The organism is Streptomyces sp. NPDC005722, from assembly GCF_040630935.1.
In the GTDB taxonomy this organism is placed as follows: Bacteria; Actinomycetota; Actinomycetes; order Streptomycetales; family Streptomycetaceae; genus Actinacidiphila.
The window spans coordinates 57,284-76,793 of the sequence record NZ_JBEXYN010000004.1; the positions used below are offsets into that span (position 1 = coordinate 57,284).

Below are 19,510 nucleotides of genomic sequence, written 5' to 3' on the forward strand. Positions count from 1 at the left end.
CTCAACTAGGGAAAGCTGTCCGTCAAAAGCGCGCATGACCTTGCCCACCTCGCGGGAAGTGGACTATACCTGTCGGCGTCCAGGAGGCCCGCTGAACGCGGGCTTGCGCGGGGGGAACGACGGGTGCGTGGCCCGTGCACAGATTCAACTCCGCACCGCATGGGTCCTGGAGAAGGTGAGGACTTGAGCATGAGATCCGACGTCAACCGGCGCGATCTGATCAAGCGGGCTGCAGCTGTGGGCCTGTTGGCCGCTCCCGCCGCGGGTCTGCTGAGTGCCTGTGCGTCCAGCGGCAGCGGCAACGACAAGGGCACGGCGAAGGGCGAGAAGTCCAAGGACAACCCGTTCGGTGTGGCCAACGACGCCCCTCTGGACGTCGTGATCTTCAAGGGCGGCTACGGCGACGCGTACGCCATCGAGTTCGAGAAGATCTACAAGAAGAGGTTCTCCGGGTCGAAGGTCAGCCACCTCGGCACCCAGGAGATCACCGGCAAGCTCCAGCCCCGCTTCAACGCCGGCAACCCGCCGGACGTCGTCGACGACTCCGGTGCCCAGCAGATCAAGCTGGACGTGCTCTACAAGAGCGGCCAGCTCACCGACCTCACCCCGCTGCTCGACGCGCCCTACATCGACGACCCGAGCAAGAAGATCAGGGACGTCCTGCAGCCCGGCACCGTCGAGATCGGCAGCTTCGACGACGGCAAGATGTACCAGCTCTCCTACATCTACACCGTGTGGGGCCTGTGGTACTCCGGCAAGCTCTTCAAGGAGAAGGGCTGGACCGCGCCGAAGACCTGGGCCGACTTCATGTCCCTCTCCGAGGAGATCAAGAAGTCGGGCATGGCCCCCTTCTGCCACCAGGGCAAGTACCCGTACTACATCAACATCGTGGTCATGGACCTGATCGCCAAGCACGGCGGTGCCGAGCTGGTGAAGCGGATCGACAGCCTCGACCCGACCGTGTGGGACGAGGACGCCGCCAAGGTGGCCGTCGAGTCGGTCTACCAGATCGCCGACAAGGGCTACCTGCTCCCCGGCACCAACGGCATGACCCACATCGAGTCCCAGACCGCCTGGAACGAGGGCAAGGCCGCCTTCATCCCCTGCGGTTCGTGGCTGGAGAACGAGCAGCTGAAGGCCACCCCCTCGGACTTCGAGATGACCTTCCTGCCGATCCCCTCGCTGGACGGCGACAAGCTGCCCTTCGAGTCGATCCGGGCCGGCGCCGGTGAGCCCTTCATCGTCCCGAAGAAGGCCAAGAACCAGGCCGGCGGCCTGGAGTTCCTGCGGATCATGCTCACCAAGGAGGCGTCGAGCAAGTTCGCCCAGACGGCCAACTCGCTGACCGTGCTCAAGGACGGCGTCGGCTCCGACGTCCAGCTGCGCCCGGGCACCAAGTCCACCGTCACGGCGCTCACGGCGGCCGGCAGCAACGTCTTCAACTACAACTACATCAACACGCAGAGCGCCTTCGACACGGACGTGCAGAACGCCAGCGCCGAGTTGATGGCCAAGCGCATCAAGCCCGCCGACTGGCTCAAGCGGGTCAAGGCGGCGGCCGAGAAGGCCAAGAAGGGCTCTTAGTTCAGACCGGCCCTTGCGCACCGGGGCCCCGGTGCCCCCTGATGGTCCGGGGGGCGTTCGGGGCCCCGGTGCGACGGTCTACCCGATGGCAGGAGCAGCGCCATGCGTTACCGCAAGTACCCGTTCATCGCGGGATTCCTCTTCCTTCCGGTCGTGCTCTACGTCGTCTTCGTGATCTGGCCGTACCTCCAGACGTTCGGGTATTCCCTGACGGACTGGTCCGGGCAGTCCCAGGAGATGAACTTCGTCGGCCTGGAGAACTACACGAAGCTCTTCGGGGACCACGTATTCCTGCAGGCGCTCCAGCACAACGTGCTGCTGCTGGTGTTCCTGCCGGTGATCACGATCCTGCTGGCGCTCTTCTTCGCCTTCATGCTCAACGTGGGCGGCCGCGGCGGCACCACGGGCGTCCGCGGAGTACGCGGATCGGCCTTGTACAAGGTCGTCTTCTTCTTCCCCCAGGTGCTTTCCGTCGCCATTCTCGTGGTGCTCTTCCAGGCGGTGTACCGCAGTGACGGAAGCGGCCTCCTGAACGGCGTCCTGATCAAACTGCACCTCCAGGACCCGAACGCCCCGGTCGAATGGCTGAACAGCCCCAACCTGGTGATGTGGTGCCTGCTCGGCGTGCAGATCTGGGCCGGTGTCGGTTTCTACCTGGTGCTCTTCTCGGCGGCCATGCAGTCCGTTCCGAAGGACATCTACGAGGCCGCGCTGCTGGACGGCGCGGGCCGCCTGCAGACCTTCTTCAAGGTGACGCTCCCGCTGCTGTGGGACAGCGTCCAGACGGCGTGGGTGTACCTCGCGATCGCCGCGATGGACTTCTTCGTACTGGCCTCGGTCCTCACCCCGGGATCGAATTTCGGCGGCGGTCCCGACTACCACGGTGAGGTCATGGCGACCTACCTGATGCGCAACTTCCTCACCTTCGGGAAGAGCGGCTACGCCTGTGCCATGGGCGTCGTCATCCTCTTCCTCACCCTGATCCTTTCCGCCATCGCGCTGCGGGTCTCCCGCCGCGACCGCATCGAGTACTGAGCGGGGAGCGCATCCCATGGCCACTCCCATCAAGCAGCCCACCCCGGTCCCGGTCTTCAAGGGCCGGCCCACCGTCATCGGCAGCAAGAAGACGGACCGGGAACGTTCCGCCGACGGCGGCGCGACCCTCAACGTGTTCTCCCACGGATTCCTGGTCCTGTGGGGCGTGATGATCGTCCTGCCGCTGGCGTGGATCGTCCTCGGCTCCTTCAAGAACAACACGGAGATCGGCGCGAGCGCCTGGTCCTGGCCCTCGCAGTGGTCGTTCGACGCGTTCTCCCGGGCCTGGGAGAAGGGCATCGGCGACTTCTTCGTGAACACCGTGATCGTGCTGGTGTTCTCGGTGCCGCTGACCATGCTGCTGGGCTCGATGACGGCGTACGTGCTGGCGCGCTACGAGTTCCCCGGCAACCGGATCATCTTCTACCTGTTCGTCGGCGGGGCGATGTTCCCGGTGTACCTCGCCCTGGTGCCGCTGTTCTTCATGGTCAGCAACCTGGGCATGCTCAACACCTACCAGGGCCTGATCCTGGTCTACGTCGCCTATTCGCTGCCCTTCACCGTCTTCTTCATGCATTCCTTCTTCAGGACCCTGCCCACGGCGGTGCACGAGGCGGCCATGATCGACGGCTGCTCCCATTCCCGGGCCTTCTTCCAGGTCATGCTCCCGATGGCGAAGCCGGGCCTGATCAGCGTGGGCATATTCAACGTGCTGGGGCAGTGGAACCAGTACATCCTGCCGATGACCCTCATGCAGCAGCAGTCCAGCAGCGACCCGGACCGCTCGATGCTGGCCCAGGGCCTGGTCAACCTGGCGCAGCAGCAGGGGTACTCCGGTGACTACCCGGCGCTCTTCGCGGGCATGACCATCGCGATGCTGCCGGTGCTCGTGGTCTACCTCTCCTTCCAGCGGCAGGTGCAGGCGGGTCTGACGGCCGGCACCCTGAAGTAACGGGAAGGTCACTCCACGTGGCCGCCGTCCGGTCGTCCGGACGGCGGAGCGGAAGCGGTCCCGCCGTATGCGGGGCCGCTTCTGGATTTTTCGGGCATACCGCCAGCGGTCTGGTTCTGCCCCTTGACGGGAAGCGAGCCTAAAGGCTTGCTTAGAGTTCACATGTTGTAGACGACGGGGTCTCATCGGCGTGGCTCCCGTCCGGTTCGGCAGGAGTGGAATGGTCGTGGAGACTCCGGGATCCCAGTCGTCGCTGCACCGGGCCAACCTCGAGCGGGTGGTCCGGGCCGTACGCCTCGCGGGTTCGCTGACGCAGGCGGAGATCGCCCGTACGACGGGGCTGTCCGCCGCGACGGTCTCCAACATCGTCCGCGAGTTGCGCGACAACGGGACCGTACAGGTCACCCCCACCTCCTCGGGAGGGCGCAGGGCCCGCGCGGTGGCGCTGTCGGGCGACGCGGGCGTCGTCGTCGGCGTCGACTTCGGGCACTCCCACCTGCGGGTCGCGGTCGGCAACCTGGCCCACCAGGTGCTCGCCGAGCAGTCCGAGCCGATCGACGTGGACGCCTCGGCCTCCGAGGGCTTCGACCGGGCCGAGCAGCTGGTCGCGCGGCTGATCGCGTCCAGCGGCATCGACGCCGACAAGGTGATCGGCGTCGGCCTCGGCGTCCCGGGCCCGATCGACGTGGAGACCGGCGCGCTGGGGTCCACCGCCATCCTCCCGGGGTGGGGCGGCATCAACCCCCGCCAGGAACTCGCCGAGCGGCTGCGCATGCCGGTCCAGGTGGACAACGACGCCAACCTCGGCGCCCTCGGCGAGCTGGTCTGGGGCGGCGGCCGCGGCGTGAAGGACCTGGCGTACATCAAGGTGGCCAGCGGCGTGGGCGCCGGGCTGGTGATCGACGGCCGCATCTACCGCGGCCCCGGCGGCACCGCCGGCGAGATCGGCCACATCACGCTGGACGAGTCCGGTCCGGTCTGCCGCTGCGGCAACCGCGGTTGCCTGGAGACCTTCACCGCCGCCCGGTACGTGCTGGACCTGCTGCGTGGCAGCCACGGCCCCGACCTCACCCTGGCGCGCATGGTGCAGCTGGGCCGCGAGGGCGACCCGGGCTGCCGCCGGGTCATCGCGGACGTCGGCCGGCACATCGGCATGGGCGTCGCCAGCCTCGCCAACCTCTTGAACCCGAGCCGGGTGGTGCTCGGCGGTGACCTCGCGGAGGCGGGGGAGCTGGTCCTGGCGCCGATAAGGGAGTCCGTGGCGCGGTACGCGATCCCCAGCGCCGCCCGCCGCCTCTCGGTCGTCGCAGGGGGCCTGGGGGCCCGCGCGGAGGTGCTGGGCGCGCTGGCGCTGGCCCTCAGCGAGGTAGGGGATTCGTCCCTTTTGGATGCTAATGTTCCGGCAGCGGTTGCTGTGCTGTAGAGATCACTCTGCGTTCATCTAGATAACGAAACGCACCGTTGCCATCTCGTTAAGTATTTACTTCTTGACGTCAAGGCTGTAGCCGAGTTGACTCACGCTCACCTCGGCCGCAGTCTCTTGCGGCCCTGTCAGGGAGGCAACCCCACATGAACGCAATGATGCGTCGCGTCGTGATCGGCACCGCGGCCGTCTCCATGGCCCTTTCCGTTGCTGCGTGCGGCAAGGCCGGCGACGACAAGGCGGACGGCGGCAGCAGCAGCACCGGCAGCAAGAGCAAGACCATCGGTCTGCTGCTTCCCGACAGCGTCACCGCGCGTTACGACAAGTTCGACAAGCCGCTGTTCGAGGCGAAGGTCAAGGAGCTGTGCGCCGACTGCGACGTACAGTACGCGAACGCCGCGGGTGACTCCGGCAAGCAGGCCCAGCAGGTCTCCACCATGATCACCAAGGGTGTCAAGGTGATCGTGATCAGCGCGCAGGACGCCGCTGCCATCAAGACCTCGGTCCAGTCCGCCGTCGACAAGGGCATCAAGGTCATCGCGTACGACCGCCTCGCCCAGGGTCCGGTCTCCGCGTACGTCTCCTTCGACAACGAGAAGGTCGGCGAGCTGCAGGGCCAGGCGCTCCTCGACTCGCTCGGCGCCAAGGCCAAGCCGTCGGCGAACGTCGTCATGATCAACGGTGACGACGCCGACCCGAACGCCGCGATGTTCAAGGCCGGCGCCCACAAGGTGCTCGACGGCAAGGTCAAGATCGCCTACGAGCAGAGCGGTCTGTGGAAGGACACCGTCGCCAACCAGAAGATGACGGCGGCCATCACGCAGCTCAAGGCCAAGAACATCGCGGGCGTCTACGCCGCCAACGACGGCATGGCCGGCGGCATCGCCACCGCCCTCAAGGGCGCCGGCATCAGCGGCATCCCGCTGACCGGTCAGGACGCCGAACTCGCGGGCATCCAGCGGATCATCGCGGGCACGCAGTCCAGCACGGTCTACAAGGCGTTCAAGCCCGAGGCCGACGCCGCCGCCCAGCTCGCGGTCAACCTGATCGAGGGCAAGGACATCGCGTCCCTGGCCACGACCTCGCTGACCAGCGGCTCCGGTGACAAGGTCCCGTCGCAGCTGCTGACCCCGGTCTCCGTGACCAAGGCCAACGTCAAGGACACGGTCATCGCGGACAAGCTGTACTCCGTCGCCGAGATCTGCACGGCCGAGTTCGCCGACGCCTGCAAGGCCGCCGGCATCCAGTAACACGGCAGGTCCTCCCTCCGGAGGCCGCCACGCGAACCTGTCCGGTGCCCGCCCCGTCCAACAGACCCCGCTGACGGGGCGGGCGCCGGACAGACAGTTCGTTTCCGTTCATGTAAAGCTGTGCAGTTTGCACAAAACTCCGCGCCCCTCCAAGCGCGGCATCCCCGCCGGTCAGGCGGCGAAGGAGATGGTTCACGTGTCCGCTACGCCCGTGCTGGCGTTGCGCGGAGTCTCCAAGCGATTCGGTGCAGTCCAGGCACTCACCGATGTCGACCTGGAGGTCCACGCCGGTGAGGTCGTCGCGCTCGTCGGCGACAACGGCGCAGGTAAGTCGACCCTGGTCAAGACGATCGCGGGTGTCCACCCCATCGATGAAGGCGTCATCGAGTGGGAGGGCAAGCCGGTCAGCATCAACAAGCCGCACGACGCCCAGGGCTTCGGAATCGCGACGGTCTACCAGGACCTCGCGCTCTGCGACAACCTCGACGTCGTCGCCAACCTCTACCTCGGCCGCGAGATCAAGCGCGCCAGCGTGATCGACGAGGTCACCATGGAGGCGCGGTCCAGGGAGCTGCTGAGCACCCTGTCGATCCGTATCCCCAGCGTGCGCATCCCGATCGCCAGCCTGTCGGGTGGTCAGCGACAGGTCGTGGCCATTGCGCGCGCCCTGATCGGCGACCCCAAGCTGGTCATCCTCGACGAGCCGACCGCCGCCCTCGGTGTGGAGCAGACGGCCCAGGTGCTCGACCTGGTGGAGCGGCTGCGTCAGCGCGGCCTCGCCGTCATCCTCATCAGCCACAACATGGTGGACGTCAAGGCCGTCGCCGACAAGGTGGCGGTACTGCGGCTCGGTCGGAACAACGGCGTGTTCGACGTCAAGAGCACGTCCCAGGAAGAAATCATCTCCGCGATCACGGGCGCCACGGACAACGCCGTGACCCGCCGTCAGGCGCGGCGCACGGAGGATGCAAAGTGAGCGACACGTCGAAGACCGTAAAGCAGGACGCGGCGGCAGCGGTCGAGGACGCGTCCTCGGCCGCGGTGCCCGTGGTCGACCCGCGTCTGCTCGTCCGTGAAGAGGGCTTCAAGGGCTACATCACGGAGTTCAAGCGCAAGGTGCGCGGCGGTGAGCTCGGCTCGCTGCCGGTCATCATCGGCCTGATCATCATCTGGACCGTCTTCCAGACCCAGTCCAGCAACTTCCTGACCGCCGGCAACCTGGCCAACATCGGCTTCTTCCTGGCGGCCACCGGCATGCTCGCCGTCGGCCTGGTCTTCGTGCTGCTGCTCGGCGAGATCGACCTGTCGGTGGGCTCGGTCAGCGGTCTGGCGTCCTCGCTCTTCGCGATCCTGGCGACCACCCACGGGATGAACCCGTGGCTCGCCCTGATCCTGACGATCCTGACCGGCATCCTCATCGGTGCCCTGCACGGCTGGTTCTTCGCGAAGATCGGCGTCCCCGCGTTCGTCGTCACCCTCGCCGGCTTCCTCGGCTGGAACGGCCTGATGCTGCAGCTGCTCGGCGACAGCGGAAGCCTCTCCATCCAGGACACGGGCCCGCTGCACATCCTGGGCCAGCAGTCCTTCTTCCTCGACCAGGACATCGCGGGCGCCTACCTGCTGGCGGGCCTCGGCACGGTGGCCATGCTCGCCGGATCGCTCATCGAGCAGCGCCGCCGTCGCGCCGCCGGCGTCCCGTTCCGGCCCACCAGCGAGATCGCGCTCCGTGTCGGCGCCCTCGCGGTGGTCTCGTTCGTCGTCGCCTACGTGCTGAACCAGGCGAGCGGTGTCCCCAACGCGCTGGTCATCTTCCTGGCGGCCCTGGTCATCACCGACTTCGTGCTCCGCCGCACCTCCTACGGCCGCAAGATCTTCGCGGTCGGCGGTGGCATCGAGGCGGCCCGCCGGGCCGGCATCAACGTCGCCATGATCCGCATCTCCGTGTTCGCCATCTCCGGTGCGTTCGCGGCGATCGGCGGTCTGTTCTTCGCCTCCCAGACCTACACCGCCTCGCTCGGCGCGGGTGGCGGCAACTACCTGATGCTGGCCATCGCGGCCGCGGTCATCGGCGGCACCAGCCTCTTCGGCGGCCGCGGCACCGTCTGGTCCGCCCTGCTCGGCATGCTGGTCATCCAGTCCATCCAGACCGGCCTGGACCTGCTCAACATGAACACCGCACTGCAGTACATGATCACCGCCGCGGTGCTCCTCGCCGCCGTGGTCATCGACTCGGTGTCCCGCAAGAGCCAGAAGGCCGCCGGCCGCGGCTGACGGTTCTCATCGCACCAGTGGCGTGACGTGCCCGGCGCAGGGAAGATCATCCCAGCGCCGGGCACAGGTGTGTGCGGAGCTGGAAACGCGAACACATACACTCGGGTAACCGGCAAGCGACAACAAGGAGGCACGGGTGGCGCTGCTGACCCGTATCAAGGGACCGCGCGACCTCGACCGGCTCAGCCCGGAGCAGCTGGTCGAGCTGGCAGGCGAGATCCGTACCTTCCTGGTCGACGAGGTCTCCAAGACGGGCGGGCACCTGGGGCCGAACCTCGGTGTCGTCGAACTCACCGTCGCCCTCCACCGCGTCTTCGACTCGCCGAAGGACAAGGTGCTGTGGGACACCGGGCACCAGTCCTACGTCCACAAGCTGCTCACCGGCCGTCAGGACTTCTCCAAGCTCAAGGGCAAGGGCGGCCTGTCCGGCTACCCCTCGCGCGCCGAGTCCGAGCACGACGTCATCGAGAACAGCCATGCCTCCACGGTGCTGGGCTGGGCCGACGGCCTGGCCAAGGCCAACGAGCAGCTCGGCAAGCGCGACCACACCGTCGCCGTCATCGGTGACGGCGCCCTGACGGGCGGCATGGCCTGGGAGGCGCTGAACAACATCGCCGCCGCCAAGGACCGCCCGCTGGTCATCGTCGTCAACGACAACGAGCGCTCCTACGCGCCCACCATCGGCGGCCTCGCCAACCACCTCGCCACGCTGCGCACCACCGACGGCTACGAGCGCTTCCTCACCCGCACCAAGGAGCTGCTGGAGCGCACCCCCGTCATCGGCCAGCCGCTGTACGAGACCCTGCACGGCGCCAAGAAGGGCTTCAAGGACTTCATCGCCCCGCAGGGCATGTTCGAGGACCTGGGCCTCAAGTACGTCGGCCCGATCGACGGCCACGACCTCGCCGCCCTGGAGTCCGCGCTGCAGCGCGCCAAGCGCTTCGGCGGCCCGGTCATCGTCCACTGCCTGACGGAGAAGGGCCGCGGCTACACCCCCGCCCTGGAGGACGAGGCCGACCGCTTCCACGCCGTCGGCAAGATCCACCCCGACACCGGCCTGCCCATCGCCGCCTCGGGCGCGGACTGGACCTCGGTCTTCGCCGAGGAGATGGTCAAGCTCGGCAAGGAGCGCAAGGACATCGTCGCCATCACGGCCGCGATGCTCCAGCCCGTCGGTCTCGACAAGTTCGCCAAGGCCTTCCCGGACCGCGTCTACGACGTCGGCATCGCCGAGCAGCACGCCGCCGTGTCGGCGGCGGGCCTGGCCACCGGCGGCCTGCACCCGGTGGTCGCCGTCTACGCGACCTTCCTCAACCGCGCCTTCGACCAGGTGCTGATGGACGTCGCGCTCCACAAGTGCGGCGTCACGTTCGTCCTGGACCGCGCCGGCATCACCGGCACCGACGGCGCCTCGCACAACGGCATGTGGGACCTGTCGATCCTGCAGGTCGTGCCCGGCCTGCGGATCGCCGCCCCCCGCGACGCCGACCAGGTGCGCGCCCAGCTGCGGGAGGCCGTGGCCGTCGAGGACGCCCCGACCGTGGTCCGCTACTCCAAGGGCGCGGTCGGCCCGGCGGTCAAGGCCGTCGGCAAGGTCGGCGGGATGGACGTGCTGCGCGCGGCCAAGACCCAGGGCGAGGACCGGCCGGACGTCCTGCTGGTCTCCGTCGGCGCGCTCGCCCCGATGTGCCTGGAGATCGCCGACCTGCTCGACGCCCAGGGCATCACCACCACCGTCGTCGACCCCCGCTGGGTCAAGCCCGTCGACGAGGCCCTGCCCGGCCTCGCGGCCGGCCACCGGGTCGTCGTCACGGTCGAGGACAACGGACGGGTGGGCGGTGTCGGCTCCGCCGTCGCCCAGGCCCTGCGCGACGCGAACGTGGACGTGCCGCTGCGCGACTTCGGCATCCCGCAGGAGTTCCTCGACCACGCCGGCCGCAAGGAGGTCATGGCCGAGATCGGCCTGACCGCCCCGGACATCGCGCGTCAGGTGACGGGCCTCGTCAGCCGGCTCGAGGGCCGCTACGCGGACGAGCCGGCGCCGCAGGTCGCGAGCGACTGACGCCCGCCTCCCCGCCTCGGCACCACCGGGCCGGGCGACACCCTTACGGGTGATCGCCCGGCCCTTCTGTTGATGTGTAGGCGCGCCAGATCCGGTCACAAGCATCAGCGGATGTTGTGATGCAGGGACAACTGTGGAGGTGCGCCGGTGGACGTGGGCGGTAACGCTACGAAGGGACGGAGCGGCTTCTTCCGTACCAAATCGGTCGAGGATTCCCTGAGGGACACGCAGGAGCCGGAGCACGCGCTCAAGAAGTCGCTGTCCGCCCTCGACCTCACGGTCTTCGGCGTCGGCGTCATCATCGGCACCGGCATCTTCGTCCTCACGGGCAAGGTGGCGAAGGAGAACGCGGGCCCGGCGGTCGCCCTGTCCTTCGTCGCCGCCGGCGTCGTCTGCGCGCTCGCCGCCCTGTGCTACGCCGAGTTCGCCTCCACCGTGCCGGTGGCCGGGTCCGCGTACACCTTCTCCTTCGCGACGCTCGGCGAACTGCCCGCCTGGATCATCGGCTGGGACCTGGTGCTGGAACTGGCGCTGGGCTCCGCCGTGGTCGCGGTCGGATGGTCGGGGTACCTGCGCTCGATCATGGACAACTGGGGCTGGCACCTGCCGTCGGTGCTGTCCGGCGGCCAGCAGGACGGCTTCCACTTCGACCTGCTGGCCTTCCTGCTGGTGGCCGCGCTGACCGCCATCCTGGTCGCCGGGATGAAGCTCTCGGCCCGGGTGACCTCCGTGGTGGTCGCCATCAAGCTGACCGTGGTGCTCATCGTGATCGTCGTGGGCGCGTTCTTCATCAAGGGCCACAACTACACGCCGTTCGTCCCGCCCGCCGTGCGGTCCGAGGGCGCCGAGGCCGGCATCAAGGCCCCGCTCATCCAGCTGATCTCGGGCTTCACTCCGTCCCAGTTCGGCGTCATGGGCATCTTCACCGCCGCGGCCGTGGTCTTCTTCGCCTACATCGGCTTCGACATCGTCGCCACCGCCGCGGAGGAGACCAAGAACCCGCAGCGGGACGTGCCGCGCGGCATCCTCGGCTCGCTGCTGATCTGCACCGTGCTGTACGTCGCCGTCTCCATCGTCGTCACCGGCATGCAGCACTACTCCCAACTCACCGTGGACGCGCCGCTGGCCGACGCGTTCAAAGCCGTGGGCCACCCCTTCTGGGCCGGGCTGATCGCCTTCGGCGCCGTGGTGGGCCTGACGACGGTCTGCATGATCCTGCTGCTGGGGCAGAGCCGGGTGTTCTTCGCGATGAGCCGCGACGGACTGCTGCCGCGCTTCTTCTCCCAGGTACACCCCACGCGGGGCACGCCGTACCGCTCGACGATCCTGCTCGGCGGCATCGTCGCGATCGTCGCGGGCTTCACCACCATCGAGGAACTGGCCGAGCTGGTGAACATCGGCACCCTGTTCGCCTTCGTCGTCGTCGCCATCGGCGTCGTGGTGCTCCGCCGTACCCGCCCCGACCTGCCGCGCTCCTTCCGCACCCCGTTCGTGCCGTGGCTGCCCGCGGTGTCGGTGCTTGCCACGCTGTGGCTGATGCTCAACCTGCCGGCCGAGACCTGGCTGCGGTTCGCCGTCTGGATGGCCATCGGCTTCCTCGTCTACTTCCTGTACGGCTACCGGCACAGCCGGGTGCGCGGGCCGGCCCGGCAGGGCTGAGCTGACGCGGCCGGAGGGCGCCCGGTACGTTGGGCGCGTGCCGACCCGCCCCGAGACCGCCCGCGCCGACGCGCCCGCGCTCCCGGAAGGGCGGTCGGGCGCGTCGGCGAACCGGGCGCCCTCGGCGTTCCCCCGCTTCTCCTGGCCCGTGCTGCTCCCGCTGCTGACGCTTCTCGCGGCCCTGGTCCACCTGCCCTCCTTCGTGCGCCCGGTCTGGAACCCCGACGAGGGGTTCCTGGCGACCCAGGCGCGGGTGCTCGCCTCCGGCGGTGTGCTCTACGACACCGTCGTGGACCGCAAGCCCCCCTTCCTGCCCTGGCTGTACCAGGGCGCGTTCGCGCTCTTCGGCGACGGCTCGCTGTGGCCCCTGCGGGTGGCCGCGGTCGCCGCGCACGTCGTGACCGCGGCGCTGCTCGTCTCCCTCGCCCGGCGCCGCTGGGGCGACCGGTGGGGCGCGGCCGCCGGGTTCTGCTACCTGCTGCTGTCCGTCGGGCTGGCGCCCGAGGACACCCAGGCGGCCACCTTCGAGGTCTTCACCCTGCCGTGGACGGCCGCCGCCGTGCTGTGCGCCGACCGCGGCCGCTGGGGTGCGGCGGGGGTGGCGGTGGCCGGGGCGGCGCTGACCAAGCAGACCGGCGCTGTGGTGCTCCTCCCGGTGGTCTGGATGCTGTGGCGGGCCCACCGGGGGAGTCCGGCCGCGCCCGCGGGTGCGTGGGGCCGGCTGGCGGCGGGGTGCGCGCTTCCCGTGGCGGCCGTGGCCGTGGCGACCGGCGTGGGGCGCTTCGTCTTCTGGACGGTCACCGGGTCCGGCGCCTACATCTCGCCCGAGGGCGCCTGGCTGCTCGCGGCGGGGCGCGGGCTCGGCAACGCCGCGATCCTCACGGCGGCCGGGGCGGGGCTCGTCCTGCCGGCCCTCTGGATCGCCGCGCGGCGGCGGGCCGGCGCCGGGGCCGAGCTGTGGGTCTGGCTCGGAGCGTCGGCCGTCGCCGTCGTGGCGGGCTTCCAGTTCTACGGCCACTACTACCTCCAACTGCTGCCCCCGCTCACGCTCGTCGGGATCGCCGCGCTGCGCCGGCTGCCGGCGCGCGGGCCCGCCAGGAAGGCCGCCGCCGTGTGGACGGTGCTGGCGGCGGCCGCCTTCACCGGCTGGGGCTTCACGGCCCCGCGCGCCGAACTCGACCACGCCCGGGCCGTCGCCGCCGCGATCCGCGCCCACACCGACGCGGACGGGACCGTCCTGGTCTGGGGCATGCACCCGGAGCACTACTGGCTCTCCGGACGCGCACCGGCCGGCCGCTTCCTCACCGCGGGATTCCTCACCAACTTCAGCGGCGGCCGCGGCGGGGCCCGGGTCGGCGAGGAGTACGCCGTGCCGGGCGCCTGGGCGGACTTCCGCAGGGAGTTCGCCGCCGCGCCCCCGGACGTCGTCGTCGACGACTCCCGGGGCGCGCCCTACGGCGCGGCGCACGTCCCCGGCCTGCGCGCTCTCCTCGACGGCGGCGGCTACGAGCGCGTCGCCACCGCGGACGGCGCGGTGCTCTACGCCCGGCCCGGGCGCGGCTAAGGGCTGTCCGATGAGTCGTGTGGGCTGATCAGGGCCGTGGCGTAACCGGAGCTCGTCACCAATCCGCCAACCGCCCCTTGCGTCAGCCGGTTGAGGAAACTGGTTGCGGTGGATCAGGCGGATGCGGTGATACTCCGGCATGAGTAGAGATGCCGAGGTCATCGTGCTCGCCCGTTGGTCGGGCGAGGTCATGGAACCGCTGACCCGGGACGATCCAGAACGCACGTGGCATGGCCGCTTCGTCCCGATAGCGGGGCAGTGGGGCTACGAGTTCGGATGGGCCCTGGAGTTCGAGAAGATGCGTGCCCGCAAGGGCCTGCTCGAGCACCTGGAGTCGCTGCCGTGGCCGCATCCGCATACGGTGCAAGTTCTGCTCCGCGACCAGGACGACGACTGCTTCGGACTCTGGATGTTCCGTGAGGACCGACTGGTGGAGGTCACCATTGCGCGCACCGAGCGTTTCCACCGGCCGGCACCGCCCAATGAGGACTTCGAACCCGACCCGGGCCTGCTGCTGCGCACAGACCAGGACACGGCCCTGCCCGAGCAGACCCCGGAAGCACGCCGCGACACCCGCCCACCCTGGTAGAAGTGTTCACCGGGTCCGAGGGGGTGGAACACGGTGTTCGTCGAGATCGTCCTTGCGGGGCTGCCCATCGACCGGGACGAGGTCGAGGAGGCGTTGGAGGCAGCGTTCGGCTCGGACGGGGAGATCACGGGTGCGGGCAGCGGGGAGGGGCGTTGCCATCTCGACCTCGAGATCGAGGGGCACCTCGATCGCGGTGCGGCACTGGAACGGGTTCGTTCCGTGCTGGTCGGGCTCGACGTGCTGCAGTACGCGACGTTGAACGTCGGCGACTGATCACGCGGCGAGCGTTCGTCCCCAACGGGGCGGGCCGGACCACGGCGGCCCTGTGCGGTCGGAGCACCGCTCAGGGGCGTACCGACCGGGGCCCGGCGACAGCCGCGCCGTGGGCGGTCACCCTGCGGCGCAGTTCGCGGTCGGCCGTCACGACCAGGCACGGCCGTTCCGGGGCCCGGGCGGCGACGAGTCCGGCGACGAGGTCGTCACCGCTGCCGCGGGCCGCCTCGACCCGTACCCCCGGCACGGGGGCCACGTCCCGGGCCGCGCCCTCGACGACGAGCACGATGTCGAGCGGCGCCCGCCGGGCCCACTCCGGTACGTCCGCGCGTTCGGGCAGCCCGGTCCGGGCCAGGGCGGCCAGGGCGTCCCGTACGCGTTCCGTCGCCCCGTGCCGGTCCCGCCACCACCCGTCGGGCACAGACCCCACGGTGTTGGCGGCGTCGACCACGACCAGGGGCGCTGTCCCACCGTTCACCGGCCCACCCTCCCACAACGGGCCCGGGGCGGGTCGGGCGCCGTCGCGAGGACACCGCCCCGGCGGTACCCGCCGCCCGAGGCCGTACCCCCCACGGGGCGCGGTCGTACGCGGTGGTAGAAAGTCCCGGTGAAGCAGACGAAGTCCAAGCGCTGGCGGTCCTACATCGGGACGGTGATCGTCCTGGGTGTGGTGTTCGGGGGCTCCGCCGTCCTCGGGGCGCATGTGCGCAGTGAGAAGCAGCACGAGGTCAAGGCGCCGACCGGCGCCGCCGGCGACGAGCGGCTGGCGGTGCCGGTGCGGCCGTCCGAGCTGCCGGTGACGCTGACCGTGTACGAGGACCTGCGCAGCCCGGAGTCGAAGGCCTTCGCCTCCGAGTACGCGGACACCCTGGCCAAGCTGGTGGCCACCGGCCAGGTCGGCATCGACTACCGTCTGGTGACGCCGACCGACGTCGCGGACGGCGGCACCGGCTCCCTGGCCGCGGCGAACGCGGCCGCGTGCGCGCAGGACGTGGGCCGGTTCCAGGAGTTCGTGGCGCAGGTGTGGGACGCGCAGCCCGTCGACGCCCAGGACGACCCGTTCACGAGCGACACGTTCCTGAAGGGCCTGGCGAAGAAGGCCGGCGGCGTCGACGAGACGCACTTCGTCCCGTGCGTGCAGGGCGGGGACCACGACGGGTGGGTGCGACGCTCGCAGGAGGAGTTCGCCGCGGCCGGGTTCACCTCGACGCCCGTCGTGCAGGTGAACGGCGAGACCGTCACCGACGCCGCGGGCGGCGCGTCCGGGCTCACCCCCGAGCGGCTGACGCAGCTGGTCGACAAGGCCGTCGCCGAGGTCGTGGACAGCACCACCGCGAACGGCTGACCACACCGCGAGCTGTCATTCCATCAGATTTACATGGAAATCGGGTAATAAGGGCATGTGGCACTCGATCGCGAGGAGTGGTGGTGCACATGTCCACACCGGTGTTCGACGAGGTCGGGCCGCAGCCGGGCTGCGTCTGTGAGGACTGCGCCCGGCGGCGGCTGATCCGGTCGGCGATCCGCGGCACGCCCCCGTGCGTGCCACCGGTCGCTGCCCCCGCCGCGCTGGTCGTGCTGGCCACCGCCGGCGCGGCCGTGATGGCGCCCGCCGCCGTGGCCGCCCCCGCGGAGGACGCGGGCCAGGCCGCTTCCGCCGGGCGGACCGAGCAGGCGCAGCCCGACCTGGCCGGCGCCGCGGTACCGCTCCGGCTGACCCGCGATCAGATCCTGGAGCGGGCCCGGGACTGGATCGACGCCGGCGTCCCCTACGACATGCGCCGCCGCTGGCGGGACGGCTACCGGCAGGACTGCTCCGGCTTCGTCTCCATGGCCTGGGGCCTGGGCACCAGCCAGTGGACCGGTACGCTGCCCCGCTACGCCGAACGGATCGGCCGCGACGAGCTCGAACCCGGCGACATCCTGCTCTTCCACAACCCCCGCGACCCCGTCGACGGCTCCCACGTCACGATCTTCGGGGGCTGGGCGAACGCCGCGCACAGCCGCTACGTCGCCTACGAGGAGACCCGGCCGCGCGCCCGGGTGCGCACGACGCCGTACGCCTACTGGGACCACTCCAAGCGCTACGTCCCCTACCGTTACAAGTACCTGCGCGGCGAGGGCCTCGACGACTTGTACGACGACCTCTACGAGGACCTGGACGGCGACCTCGACCTCGGCGACCTGGCCGCCATGGCCTACCCGGGGAGCCGGACCTTCGGGCCCGGCGCCACCAACGGCTACGTCACCCGGCTCGGCAGGATGCTGCGGCAGCGCGGGGCCGGCGGGTACTACCACGACGGGCCGGGTCCCCACTGGAGCGACTCCGACCGCCTCGCCACCCGCGCCTTCCAGCGCGCCCAGGGCTGGAAGGGCGACCAGGCCGACGGCTTCCCGGGCCCCCTGACGTGGCGTTACCTCACCCAGGGCGCGGGATCCGACATCGACGGCGGCCGCCCCGAGGCACCCCCGGCCTACCCCGGGCTCGGCGGCTTCCGGCCCGGCCAGTCGGGGCCGCACGTGCTCGCGCTGGGACGCCGCCTGGTCGCCAAGGGGTTCGGCCGGTTCTACGCCAAGGGGCCCGGCCCCCGTTGGGGCGAGGCCGACCGGCGCGCGGTGGAGGCCTTCCAGCGCTCGCAGGGCTGGTCGGGCAGCCGGGCGGACGGCTACCCGGGACCCGAGACCTGGAGGCGGCTCTTCTCATGACGATCACAGCGCAAGGCGGCCCGGCCGAACTCCCCGTCCCCGCCCGGCCCCCCATCGCCCCCGCCGCCGCTCGCGGTCCGGCCGCCGCGGCACCACTGCCCGAGATCGCCGAGCGTCCGGGGCGCTGCCTGCCCGGCGGCGTCGCCGTGTGCACGGCCCTGGCGGCGGCCGGCGGCACGGCCGCGCTCCTGCTGGGCCCCGCCGGGTCCTCGCCCGCCGTCCGCGGCAGCGCCGTGGCCGTCCTCGCGGCGATCGTGGCGCTGGCCGCGTTCGGCCTGGCGCGGGGCCGCCCCGGCTCGGTCTGGATGCTGTCCCGGCACGGCGCCTACCGCGGCACCGTCCGCCGTACCGGGCTGCTGTGGTTCAGCCCGCTGCTCGTCCGGCGCCGCGTCGACACCAGCCTGCGCCACTGGCGCAGCAGCCCCATCGAGGTCACCGACGCCAACGGCACCCCGCTGCTCGCCACGGTCCTGGTGGTGTGGCGGGTGCGGGACACCGCGCGGGCCGCCTTCACCGTGCACGACCACGTCCGCTACCTGCGCGAGCAGGTCGAGGCCGCGGTCGCGCGCTGTGCGTCCCGGCTGCCCGCCGACGACTTCCGCGGCCCCGGTCCCACGCTGCGCGACACCGACCGCCTCGCGGACGACCTCACCAGGATCCTCGTCGAGGACCTGCGGCCGGTGGGCGTCGAGGTGTTCTCCGCCCAGCCCGTCCACGTCGGCTACGCCCCCTCCGTGGCCGCCGCCATGCGCCGCGCGCACGTCGCGGCACTCGACGCCCGCCACCGCCGGGCCGCCCTGGACGACGCCCTCAACGCCGTGGGCGAGACCGTGCGCGGTCTCCTCGACCGCGGCCTGGTCGACCTCGACGACTACGAACGCAAGGCGCTGGTAAGGGACCTGACGGTCGCCTACTGCGCCGCCCGGCCCCAGGAGGGCCCGACGCCCGGCGGGTGAGCCTCAGTTGGTGGTCGTGGACTCCAGCACTGACCGCGGGACCGGGGTGTCCTCCCGGATCGCCTTCCACAGGAGGGACGCCTGCGGTTCGGCGGCCACCACGCGGTTGGGGTCGACCTTGTCGTAGGCCACCGGCAGCATGATCGTGCGCAGGTTGCCGGGGTCGAGTCCCTTCAGGCTGCGGCCGAAGTCGGCCAGCTTCACCAGGGAGCCGAGCCCGGAGTCGGTCGTCAGGGACCGGGTGGCCGAGTCCGCGATCCGGTAGGCCTTGGCGGGGCTCCCGAGGAGGTCCTGCTGCTTGATCTCGTCGAGGGTCGCCAGCAGGAACTGCTGCTGCAGCCCGATGCGGCCGAGGTCGCTGCCGTCGCCGATGCCGTGCCGGGTGCGGACGAAGGCGAGGGACTCGGTGCCGTCGAGGCGGTGCGAGCCGGCCGCGAGGTCCAGGCCGCTGGAGGTGTCGTGGATGGTCTTGTCGACGGTGACCGTGACCCCGCCGAGCGAGTCCACCAGGTCCTTGAAACCGGCGAAGTCGACCTCGACGTAGTGGTCGATCCGCACGTCCGAGATCCGCTCGACGGTCTTCACCACGCAGGCCGGACCCGCCGTGGTGTAGACGGAGTTGAACATCACGCGCTTCGCGGACGGCAGCGTGCTCCCGTCGCGGGCGGTGCACTCGGGGCGGGTGACGAGGGTGTCCCGCGGGATGCTGACCGCGACCGCGCTCCTGCGGCCCTCGGGGATGTGGATGACCATGGCGGTGTCCGAGCGCGCGGTGCCCCCGGTGTTGCCGCCCGCCAGGCCCTTGTTGGCGCCGGAGCGGGAGTCGGAGCCGAGCACCAGGATGTCCTTGGCGCCGGTGGCGAGCTTCTCGGGCCGGTCGGGGCCGAGTTCCCGGTCCAGGTCGATGCTGGTCAGGTTGGAGTTGAGGTGCGCGTAGGCCCACCACGCCGCGCCACCGGCGATGAGGACCAGGGCCAGGAGCGTCCAGACGACGATCCTGCGGATCCGCCGTCCCCGGGTGCGGGGTCCGCGCGCCTTCGGCGATGCGGTGACCGTGGCGGCCTCGTGGTCGGTGTCGACGGCGTGCGGCATCGCGTGAGTTGTCCTTCGTGGTGCGCGGTCCGGGATCCGGTCGCGACGTACCGCGTCGCAGCCCCTCCCCCTGATGATCGAGATCCGCGGAAGT

17 protein-coding genes are annotated in these 19,510 nt (G+C 70.4%); 15 read left to right on the forward strand and 2 right to left on the reverse strand.

All coding sequences use genetic code 11. The features are described from left to right. Positions 1-189 precede the first annotated feature (189 nt). The 12 genes from ngcE to ABZ479_RS06330 all read left to right on the forward strand — a co-directional run bounded on the left by ngcE (position 190) and on the right by ABZ479_RS06330 (position 14,662). Positions 190-1,584 (forward strand): N-acetylglucosamine/diacetylchitobiose ABC transporter substrate-binding protein, encoded by a 1,395-nt coding sequence (gene ngcE, locus ABZ479_RS06275; protein ID WP_500460269.1) that lies wholly within the window; start codon positions 190-192, stop codon positions 1,582-1,584. Positions 1,585-1,686: 102 nt separating this feature from the next. Next, entirely contained in the window at positions 1,687-2,619 is a 933-nt protein-coding gene (locus tag ABZ479_RS06280) for a carbohydrate ABC transporter permease (protein WP_500460270.1), read from the forward strand. A 16-nt stretch (positions 2,620-2,635) separates the two neighbouring features. Then, the gene (locus tag ABZ479_RS06285; RefSeq protein WP_500460272.1) at positions 2,636-3,571 is read left to right on the forward strand and encodes a carbohydrate ABC transporter permease; all 936 of its coding nucleotides are present in this window, start codon (positions 2,636-2,638) and stop codon (positions 3,569-3,571) included. 226 nt (positions 3,572-3,797) lie between these two features. Further along, the gene (locus ABZ479_RS06290; RefSeq protein WP_500460274.1) at positions 3,798-4,994 is read left to right on the forward strand and encodes an ROK family transcriptional regulator; all 1,197 of its coding nucleotides are present in this window, start codon (positions 3,798-3,800) and stop codon (positions 4,992-4,994) included. 146 nt (positions 4,995-5,140) lie between these two features. Beyond that, positions 5,141-6,244: a sugar ABC transporter substrate-binding protein gene (locus tag ABZ479_RS06295; protein WP_500460276.1), complete on the forward strand. Its 1,104-nt coding sequence runs from the start codon at positions 5,141-5,143 to the stop codon at positions 6,242-6,244. Between the two features lie 187 nt (positions 6,245-6,431). After that, the gene (locus ABZ479_RS06300) at positions 6,432-7,220 is read left to right on the forward strand and encodes an ATP-binding cassette domain-containing protein (protein WP_037733039.1); all 789 of its coding nucleotides are present in this window, start codon (positions 6,432-6,434) and stop codon (positions 7,218-7,220) included. Further along, the gene (locus ABZ479_RS06305) at positions 7,217-8,515 is read left to right on the forward strand and encodes a sugar ABC transporter permease (RefSeq protein ID WP_500460278.1); all 1,299 of its coding nucleotides are present in this window, start codon (positions 7,217-7,219) and stop codon (positions 8,513-8,515) included. The genes ABZ479_RS06300 and ABZ479_RS06305 overlap by 4 nt, the downstream gene beginning before the upstream one ends. Positions 8,516-8,651: 136 nt before the next feature. Continuing rightward, the gene (gene dxs, locus ABZ479_RS06310) at positions 8,652-10,577 is read left to right on the forward strand and encodes a 1-deoxy-D-xylulose-5-phosphate synthase (RefSeq protein ID WP_500460279.1); all 1,926 of its coding nucleotides are present in this window, start codon (positions 8,652-8,654) and stop codon (positions 10,575-10,577) included. Between the two features lie 147 nt (positions 10,578-10,724). Next, positions 10,725-12,236 (forward strand): amino acid permease, encoded by a 1,512-nt coding sequence (locus ABZ479_RS06315; protein ID WP_500460280.1) that lies wholly within the window; start codon positions 10,725-10,727, stop codon positions 12,234-12,236. Between the two features lie 37 nt (positions 12,237-12,273). Next, positions 12,274-13,800 carry a glycosyltransferase family 39 protein gene (locus ABZ479_RS06320; protein ID WP_500460281.1) on the forward strand — a complete coding sequence of 509 codons (1,527 nt, stop codon included), beginning with the start codon at positions 12,274-12,276 and terminating at the stop codon, positions 13,798-13,800. A gap of 139 nt (positions 13,801-13,939) precedes the next feature. After that, positions 13,940-14,389 (forward strand): hypothetical protein, encoded by a 450-nt coding sequence (locus ABZ479_RS06325; RefSeq protein ID WP_500460282.1) that lies wholly within the window; start codon positions 13,940-13,942, stop codon positions 14,387-14,389. A gap of 33 nt (positions 14,390-14,422) precedes the next feature. Continuing rightward, entirely contained in the window at positions 14,423-14,662 is a 240-nt protein-coding gene (locus ABZ479_RS06330) for a hypothetical protein (protein ID WP_500460284.1), read from the forward strand. Between the two features lie 70 nt (positions 14,663-14,732). On the opposite strand, the gene ABZ479_RS06335 is transcribed toward ABZ479_RS06330, so the two are convergent. After that, positions 14,733-15,140 (reverse strand): NTP pyrophosphohydrolase, encoded by a 408-nt coding sequence (locus ABZ479_RS06335; protein WP_500460286.1) that lies wholly within the window; start codon positions 15,138-15,140, stop codon positions 14,733-14,735. A gap of 129 nt (positions 15,141-15,269) precedes the next feature. Between ABZ479_RS06335 and ABZ479_RS06340 the strand changes: the two genes are divergently transcribed. The 3 genes from ABZ479_RS06340 to ABZ479_RS06350 all read left to right on the forward strand — a co-directional run bounded on the left by ABZ479_RS06340 (position 15,270) and on the right by ABZ479_RS06350 (position 18,324). Beyond that, positions 15,270-16,007 (forward strand): DsbA family protein, encoded by a 738-nt coding sequence (locus ABZ479_RS06340; protein ID WP_500460288.1) that lies wholly within the window; start codon positions 15,270-15,272, stop codon positions 16,005-16,007. An 89-nt stretch (positions 16,008-16,096) separates the two neighbouring features. Continuing rightward, positions 16,097-17,368 (forward strand): peptidoglycan-binding protein, encoded by a 1,272-nt coding sequence (locus ABZ479_RS06345; protein ID WP_500460289.1) that lies wholly within the window; start codon positions 16,097-16,099, stop codon positions 17,366-17,368. Further along, positions 17,365-18,324, forward strand: coding sequence for an SPFH domain-containing protein (locus tag ABZ479_RS06350; protein WP_500460291.1), 960 nt, complete (start codon positions 17,365-17,367; stop codon positions 18,322-18,324). The genes ABZ479_RS06345 and ABZ479_RS06350 overlap by 4 nt, the downstream gene beginning before the upstream one ends. Positions 18,325-18,327: 3 nt before the next feature. Here ABZ479_RS06350 and ABZ479_RS06355 read toward each other — a convergent pair whose 3' ends face one another. After that, a complete protein-coding gene (locus tag ABZ479_RS06355) occupies positions 18,328-19,416 on the reverse strand; it encodes an LCP family protein (RefSeq protein WP_500460292.1) in 1,089 nt (362 codons plus the stop codon). Between the last annotated feature and the right edge of the window lie 94 nt (positions 19,417-19,510).